13 protein-coding genes are annotated in these 7,148 nt (G+C 74.1%); 3 read left to right on the forward strand and 10 right to left on the reverse strand.

The annotated features are described in order from the left end of the window. A partial coding sequence (locus ET526_RS20275; protein WP_135470780.1) for a hypothetical protein occupies positions 1-246 on the reverse strand: 246 nt, incomplete at its 3' end. A 142-nt stretch (positions 247-388) separates the two neighbouring features. Continuing rightward, positions 389-805, reverse strand: coding sequence for a MerR family transcriptional regulator (locus tag ET526_RS20280; protein WP_135470761.1), 417 nt, complete (start codon positions 803-805; stop codon positions 389-391). An 84-nt stretch (positions 806-889) separates the two neighbouring features. On the opposite strand from ET526_RS20280, the gene ET526_RS20285 reads away from it, so the two are divergent. From ET526_RS20285 to ET526_RS20295, 3 genes are read left to right on the forward strand one after another with little or no spacing between them, the layout of a single operon-like run. Then, the gene (locus ET526_RS20285; protein WP_135470763.1) at positions 890-1,288 is read left to right on the forward strand and encodes a mercuric transporter MerT family protein; all 399 of its coding nucleotides are present in this window, start codon (positions 890-892) and stop codon (positions 1,286-1,288) included. Beyond that, entirely contained in the window at positions 1,281-1,520 is a 240-nt protein-coding gene (locus ET526_RS22470; protein WP_135470765.1) for a GDCCVxC domain-containing (seleno)protein, read from the forward strand. Before ET526_RS20285 ends, ET526_RS22470 begins: the two co-directional genes overlap by 8 nt. Before the next feature lie 17 nt (positions 1,521-1,537). Next, the gene (locus ET526_RS20295) at positions 1,538-2,884 is read left to right on the forward strand and encodes a dihydrolipoyl dehydrogenase family protein (protein ID WP_135470767.1); all 1,347 of its coding nucleotides are present in this window, start codon (positions 1,538-1,540) and stop codon (positions 2,882-2,884) included. Between the two features lie 39 nt (positions 2,885-2,923). On the opposite strand, the gene ET526_RS20300 is transcribed toward ET526_RS20295, so the two are convergent. From ET526_RS20300 to ET526_RS20335, 8 genes are all read right to left on the reverse strand, one after another. Further along, positions 2,924-3,877 (reverse strand): phage tail tube protein, encoded by a 954-nt coding sequence (locus ET526_RS20300; protein WP_135470770.1) that lies wholly within the window; start codon positions 3,875-3,877, stop codon positions 2,924-2,926. Between the two features lie 21 nt (positions 3,878-3,898). After that, positions 3,899-4,327 (reverse strand): hypothetical protein, encoded by a 429-nt coding sequence (locus tag ET526_RS20305; RefSeq protein WP_135470772.1) that lies wholly within the window; start codon positions 4,325-4,327, stop codon positions 3,899-3,901. Then, positions 4,324-5,049: a DUF6441 family protein gene (locus ET526_RS20310; RefSeq protein ID WP_135470774.1), complete on the reverse strand. Its 726-nt coding sequence runs from the start codon at positions 5,047-5,049 to the stop codon at positions 4,324-4,326. Before ET526_RS20310 ends, ET526_RS20305 begins: the two co-directional genes overlap by 4 nt. A gap of 3 nt (positions 5,050-5,052) precedes the next feature. Beyond that, on the reverse strand, positions 5,053-5,352 hold the full coding sequence (locus ET526_RS20315) for a hypothetical protein (protein ID WP_135470776.1): 300 nt from the start codon (positions 5,350-5,352) through the stop codon (positions 5,053-5,055). A gap of 10 nt (positions 5,353-5,362) precedes the next feature. After that, a complete protein-coding gene (locus ET526_RS20320) occupies positions 5,363-5,671 on the reverse strand; it encodes a head-tail joining protein (RefSeq protein ID WP_240048506.1) in 309 nt (102 codons plus the stop codon). Next, positions 5,668-6,309 carry a structural protein gene (locus ET526_RS20325; protein WP_135470778.1) on the reverse strand — a complete coding sequence of 214 codons (642 nt, stop codon included), beginning with the start codon at positions 6,307-6,309 and terminating at the stop codon, positions 5,668-5,670. The genes ET526_RS20320 and ET526_RS20325 overlap by 4 nt, the downstream gene beginning before the upstream one ends. Further along, positions 6,306-6,719 (reverse strand): DUF2190 family protein, encoded by a 414-nt coding sequence (locus ET526_RS20330; RefSeq protein ID WP_204623733.1) that lies wholly within the window; start codon positions 6,717-6,719, stop codon positions 6,306-6,308. The genes ET526_RS20325 and ET526_RS20330 overlap by 4 nt, the downstream gene beginning before the upstream one ends. 90 nt (positions 6,720-6,809) lie before the next feature. Continuing rightward, positions 6,810-7,148, reverse strand: a 339-nt coding sequence (locus ET526_RS20335; protein ID WP_456305131.1) for a phage major capsid protein, incomplete at its 5' end; no start/stop codon positions are given.

The following is a 7,148-nucleotide window of genomic DNA, read 5'->3' on the forward strand; positions in this document are numbered from 1 at the left end:
GTCGCCGACGCCCTCCCAGGCGGTGACGGCATGCCGGGCGAGCGCCTTGACCAGGAAGGCGAAGGACAGGCCGCGCGACATGTCGGGGTCGAGGTCGACCTCCGCGGCCCGCAGCGCGCCGAGGCGACGCGCGGCGGCGGCCTGCGCGGCGGCCATGACGGCGGTGGTGACGGGCCGGATCTCGACGCGCACGCCGCGCGACAGGTCGAGCCAATAGGGCTCAGTGGGGAGGTCGAGTGCGAGCATCGTGCCCCTTCCTTGGTGGGTGGCTCCGCTCCGCGCTGCGCGCGGCGGCTTCCGGTCTGTGATCCGCTGGAGATGCCGGGGCGCCCGCCGATCCCGCGGACGTCCGGTGCGCGGGCGGGCGGCTATGGCGGCCGCGCGCGGGTCAGGCGGGCGAGGTTCCCGCCGAAAGGGTGCCGATGAGAGGGCAGCCCGGCGCCTCGCCCGCGTCGCAGCGGCGGACCGCCTCGGCGAGGACGCCCTCCATCGCGCGCAGGTCGGCGATCCGCGCCCGGACGTCGGCGAGGTGGGCCGCGGCCAGGTCGCGCGCCTCGGCGCAGACGCCCTCGCCACCCGCGGCGAGGACCAGCAGGGCACGTACCTCGTCCAGCGTGAAGCCGAGCTCGCGCGCCCGGCGCACGAAGGCCAGCCGCGCAACGTCCTCGGCGCCGAAGAGGCGGTAGCGCCCCCGGCGGGCCGGCGCCGGCAGCAGGCCGATGCGCTCGTAGTAGCGGATCGTCTCGATGTTGCAGCCGGTCCGCCGCGACAGCTCGCCGATCGCGATTCCGTTCCGCCGGTCCATGACCGTCTCCCGAGACAGGGCTTGAGTCTGTAGTCGCTACAGACGGTAGGGTCGCCCCAAGGTTCCGAACAGAGGAGGGCAGCCATGCCCGACACGCCACCGCCACCGCCCGCCGCGGAGGCACCCCGCCCGAGCGGGGAAGAGGCCGGCGCCGCGCTGCTGGCCGCGGGCGGACTCGCCGCGGCCTTCGGCGCCGCCGCCTGCTGCGCCCTGCCATTGCTCCTCGGCTCGCTCGGTCTGGGCGGCGCCTGGCTATTCGGCGTCGCGCTCCTCGCCGGGCCGTACCGGACGCTCCTGCTCGCCGCCGCGGCGATCTGCCTGGCCGGGGCCGCGGTCCTGCTCTGGCGCCGGCGCCGGGCGGATACCGCCACGGCCTGCGCGCCGGGCGCCGCCTGCTCCTCCAGCCGAGCCGTCCGGCGCCTCACCGCAGGTGGTCTGGCGCTCGGGGCCGCCCTGCTCGTGCTCGGTTACGCCTATGCGTGACGCTGCGCCGATCCTGCAGTCGACGATCACCTGCCCGGCCTGCGGCACCGCGAGGACCGAGGCGATGCCGACCGACGCCTGCCAGTTCTTCTACGACTGCACCGGCTGCGGGACGTTGCTCCGCCCGAAACCGGGTGACTGCTGCGTGTTCTGCTCCTACGGCGACGTGCCCTGCCCGCCGGTCCAGACGGAAGGGGCGCCCGCCTGTCGCACCTGCCCCACAGAATCCTAGCGAGGAGGCTCCGCGCCATGGCCGACGCCTACGACCTCGTCGTCCTCGGGTCGGGCACCGCGGCCCAGGTCGCGAGCGCCTGGGTGCGGGCGGCCGGTTGGAGGGTGGCCGTGATCGACCACCGGCCCTTCGGCGGCACCTGCGCGCTGCGCGGCTGCGACCCCAAGAAGATGCTGGTCAGCGGCGAGGAGGCGGTGGACGCCGTGCGGCGGATGCGCGGCCACGGGGTCGAGGGCGAGGCGCGGATCGCCTGGCCGGAGCTGATGGCCTTCAAGCGTTCCTTCACCGACCCGGTGCCGGAGAAGCAGGAGACGCGCTACGCCGAGCGGGGCATCGACGCGTTCCATGGGCTCGCCCGCTTCGTCGGCCCTGATGCCGTCGCGGTGGACGGGCGGGTGCTCCAGGCCCGCCACGTCCTGATTGCCACCGGCGCCCGTCCCGCGCCGCTCGGCATCCCCGGCGAGGAGCACGTCGCCACCAGCGACGACTTCCTGGAGCTCGAAGCCCTGCCCGTGCGCATCGTGTTCATCGGCGGCGGCTACATCGCGGCCGAGTTCTCCCACCTCGCCGCGCGCGCCGGAGCCAAGGTGACCGTGCTGCAGCGGGGCGCGCGGATGCTGCCGCACTTCGACGCCGACCTCGTCGGCTGGCTGATGGAGCGGTTCGCGGACCTTGGGATCGAGGTGCGGACCGGCGCGGCGGCGAAGCGGGTGGAGCGGACGGGCGACGGCTTCCTGGTGCACGCGGAGGCCGACGGCCGGGCGTGGTCGGTGGCGGCCGACCTGGTCGTGCACGCGGCGGGCCGCGTCCCGGACCTCGAGGCGCTCGACCTCGCCGCCGGCGGCGTCCGGCTCGAGCGCGGGCGGCTGGCGCTGAACGAGTTCCTGCAGAGCGCGTCGAACCCGCGCGTCTACGCGGCCGGGGACGCGGCAGGCAGCGGGCCGCCGCTGACGCCGGTCTCCAGCCAGGACGCCAAAGTGGCCGCCGCGAACCTGCTCGGAGGGAACCACGCCAGGCCCGACTACCGCGGTGTGCCGAGCGTGGCCTTCACCGTCCCGCCCATCGCCGCGGTCGGGCTGGGCGAGGCCGAGGCGCGCGAGCGCGGGCTCCGCTTCCTGGTCAACTCGGAGAGGGTGCCTGGCTGGTTCACGGCGCGGCGGCTGGCCGAGCGGGTCTACGGCTTCAAGACGCTGGTCGAGGAGGACACTGGCCGCATCCTGGGCGCCCACCTCGTCGGCCCGCACGCGGACGAGGTGATCAACCTCTTCGCGCTGGCCATCCGGCACCGCCTGACGGCCACGCAGCTGAAGGAGACGATGTTCGCCTATCCGACCGGCGCCTCGGACGTCGGCTACATGCTCTGAATGGGCTGTGGCCAGTCCGATCCGCCAGAGCAGAGTCGCTCAGGTGTACTCCGTCCCCGCCTGCTGATTGCGCAGCACGGCGGTCATCATGCGGGTTGCGGTGGCGTTGAAGGCGGCGCGGAAGTCGAAGCTCGCCTCGACGCCGGCCGGCCCCTCGATCGGGGTCTTGGCCAGCGCCAGGTAGACCTCGTGCAGGGTGATGGTGAGGCTGCGGTTCGCGTCGATGGCGAAGGCCATGGCGAACTCCGCCGCGGTGCCGGCCTGCGCCTGGGCGAGCAGCGTCGTGTCCGCGAAGCGCACCGTGATCTGGCCGGTGCAGCGGGCGATGCCGGGATCCACGCCCTCGACGCGGCGATCGGCGCGGATGGTGCGCACCGCCTCCATGCCATTGGCGTAGGTGAGCCGCGCGCCGGTGACCTGCGCCAGCGCCGAGCCGCCGCGGGTGATGCTCCCCTGCGCCTTGTTGAAGGCCGTGTAGGCGGCGGAGGTCGGGGTGCCGCCGGAGGTCGCGCCGGTGCGCGCCGAGCCCTGGCCCATCAGCCCGAAGGTCGCCGTAGCCGCGCCGGTCGGCGTGAAGTCGAGTTCCAGCGTGTCGGCGCGCACGCCGGTGCACACGTCGAAGCTCGGCACGTCGGGATAGCCGATCTCCATCGCGTTGCTCGGCAGCGCGGCCGCGCCCGAGCCGAAGGTGTGGATGAAGTTGGTGGTACCGGTGGTGGTGGGCGCGCCGAGCAGCAGCCGCAGCCAGTGGCCGATGTTGATCAGGTCGACCGGCACCACCGCCTGGCCGGCGACCGTCACCGTGTCGAGGAAGGGTGCCGCCGGGTCCCGATTGCTGCCCACGCCGATGACGTCGGCGTCCAGCAGCGGCTGCTCCGCGCCGAGGTCGCAGGAAAGGAAGGGCATGCGCCGCCAGTTGCCGCCCGGCGCGGTGCCGTAGGTGGCTTCCGGGAGCATGAGCAGGCGGCAGTTCGCGCCGATGGCACGGGGCATGGGCGTTCTCCTGGAGGGGGATCAGGCCAGCGGCGAGCCGGCGACGGTGAACCAGAGGGTGACAGGGATCGAGGCGGCGCGGGCCGCGGCGGCGCCCTCGAACTCGACGTCCTCGAAGGCGGCGCCGCCGGGCTGTGCCCATTCGACCGTGCCACCGAGGGTGCGTTCCGCGGCGATGGCGGCGGCGACGTCTACCAGCAGCGTGTCGAGGGTCGTGCCCGTCGCGGCGACGACCTCGACCTCCGCCCTGTGCTCGACCTGCCAGGCGAGCGGGGAGAGGATCGGCGTCTCCTCCACCGTCTCGCCGTCACGCACCACCACCAGGCCTCCGGGCGGCAGGCGCTGGGGGACGGTCTCGTTGCGCAGGATCTTCGGGGCGGGGCTCCGGGCGGACAGGGTGGCGCCCAGGCGGGCGTGCAGGGCAGCCAGTGCGGTCTCGCGCGCGCTCATGCCGCCCTCCCGCTCTCGCGCTCCCAGGCCGCCACGAAGCGCCCTGGCAGGCGGCGCAGCCCGCGCTCCGCAGCGCCGCGCACATCGAGCCGCTTGGCGAGCTTCACCTGGGGCAGGAGGAGGAACATCGGCACCATCCCCTGCTCCAGCAGCCCGCGCGCCCAGGCTTCGCGGCCCTTGCGGTTTGCGGTGCCGACTTCCGTCAGGCCACCGGCAACCAGCCGGGTCCTGCGCCGCCGCCCGGTCTGCTCGCCCTGGCGCAGCGGCAGGCACCAGACGAAGCCCCGCCCCGACTTGAAGGGCCGCAGGAAGGCCTGCCCGGAGGCGACCATCTGCGCGGGCGTCACCCGCATCCCCTTCTCGCCACGCCCCCTGCGTCCGCGCGCCGCGTTGAAGCCGGTCGGGATCGCCAGGAACTTCCGGCCGCCCTTGGCGCGGATGAGCGCGCCGCGCTCGAAGGCGTCGACGACGTTCGGCACCTTGGTGAAGACCAGCCCCGCCGGCCGCAGCGACCGCCCGGTTCGCGGGAAGACCAGCGACCGCCAGGCATTGGCGATGCCGCGCGCGTTGCCCGAGAAGGCGCCCGTGACCTGCCGGCGCAGCTCCGCCTTCACCCTCTCCGTCTCGGCGCGGATCGCTGACATGGCCGCGCGCTCGCCGGCGCGCACCTCGTCGGCCAGCACCTTGCGCAGGTCGCCGACGATGGTGGCACCAAGCCGCACCGGCTACGGCCCGCCCAGCCGGCGGTTCAGCACCCGCAGCAGCAGGTCGTGCAGCGCGGCGTAGCCGAGCGTGCCGGCCATCCACGCCACGGCGAACAGCCACAAGCCGTCGAGCTCCAGCGCCCGGGCGACCAGCCAGGCGCCGGTGCCGAGGCTGCCGCCGGCCAGCGTGTGCAGCAGGAAGGCGCCGCTCAGCATCGGCCGGCCGGTGGACGTCAGCCGCGCCACGGCGCCGAGCGCGCCGAGGGCGCCGGCAAGCAGCGCCTCGCCGATGATCGCGCCGACGCGCTCCGGATCGATCATGGCGGTTCTCCTATCGGCGGCAGAAGACGCGCCAGGCGACGCCGGCGGCGTCACGCTCGGCGTGCTGGACGGTCAGGGTGTCGGCGCCGAGGGTGAAGGTGTCGTCGGCCTCGACGGTGGGCAGCGCGGCGATCGCCACGGTCAGCACGTCGGTGGCCTGGATGACGCCCGTGCCGAAGGCGTCGCCGAGCCGGTCGGGCGCGCTGCGGACCACGCGCAGCGGCACGGGCGCACCTGTGCCACCCGCGCGGTAGGTCGCATCCGCGCCGATGTTCGGGTCCACGGCCAGCGCCTCCATGGCCGCGGCGAAGGCGCTCACGCCGGCCGCCGCAGCCGCCAGGCCAGCACGCCCACCACCACGGCGACGATGACCGCGATGGCGACAGCCGGCGCCAGCGTGCCCAGCGCCTGGATCGCTGGCGCGGCCTGCGCGACAGCGGTGGCGATGCCCGCCGCGCCGACCAGAACGGCGCCGCGGCCGGTGCCGGTCACCGCCGCCACCTCGCGCAGGGTCGCGGGCTGCGCCGGCGGCACCCCGGCGAGGGTCAGCGCGCGGTCGATCACCGCGGCCGGATAGGCCAGCCCGGCGCATTCATGGTGGATGATCGCCTCGACCAGCGGCCGAAGGTGATCATGGCGATGCAGGTCGATCGCATGGTCTGGCCCGACGCCAATCCGCCGCGCCACCACCGCGACATAGGCGCCGGTGTCGTTCTCCACCTTGGGCGCCCAGCGCTCGATGATCGCCCGCGGCGTGCGCAGCCCGTGCCGGTCCTGATAGGTAACCAGCAGGGCGGCCAGGGCGCGGATGCCGAACTCGTGGCTGGTGAATCGGCAGAACCGCCCGTCCGATGGCGGCTCGGCCAGACCCTGCCACCTGTTGGCGGGGACGTGCTCGATGTTCCCCGGGTTGCGGTTGCGGTAGCCGCGCGTCGCCTTGGGATCAGTGCCGCTCATGCGCCGCTCGCCGGGACGCGCTGCAACACCACCCGGACCGTCGCGTCCGCCGCGAGCGCGGCCTGGGTCGCGATGCCGACCTGGTAGTTGCCCGTCGCGGTGGTGGTGATGCGACGGTTGGTGTCGTCCCAGAAGACCCGCGCCCCGGCGGCGATCGCCAGCGCGGGCTGCTTGGTCAGGTCGAACACGCCCGCTGTCTGCACTTCGATCGTGGCGTTCTGGGCGCCGTCCACCGCGGCGACGCCGAACAGCGCGCCGACGAGCGTGCCCTGGCCCGAGGTGACGCCGCCCGCATAGGGCACGGCGACGGCCAGGCTGTCGCCCGGCTGCACGTAGTTGCGCATGGGGATGCGNGCATAGGGCACCACCATCGGGATGGAGCGCGCGTCGGGGCGGATGCAGTTGCGCATGAGAGGGTCTCCTGAAAGCGCGCAGGGCGCCGACCGGCGTTCCGGCGGCGCCCTGGCGCGATGCGGATGGGAAGGAGGAGAGCGGCGGGATCAGGTGCCCGGGTTGAACCAGGCGCCGCGCCAGTCGATGGCGCCGACGCCGAAATCGAAGATCACGCTGACCTCGACGCCGTCCGCGCCCTGCACCGGTCCGGTCGTCACCTGCGGCCCCTCCGCTCCGTTCAGGTAGCCGTAGACATAGACCGGCGCCGCGACCGGGTCGGAGAACAGGTACCAGCGGTTCGCCTGGATCAGCGGCTCGACCACGGGCTGCACGAAGCCGGCAAAGACATTCGCCTTGCCGATTTCGCTCGCCTGCACGACCACCGTCGCCTGCCGCGCGGCGAGCTCGAGGTTCGGCCCGACCAGCAGGCGCATGGTCTGGCCCAT

The organism is Crenalkalicoccus roseus (genome assembly GCF_004761865.1).
Classification (GTDB): domain Bacteria; phylum Pseudomonadota; class Alphaproteobacteria; order Acetobacterales; family Acetobacteraceae; genus Crenalkalicoccus; species Crenalkalicoccus roseus.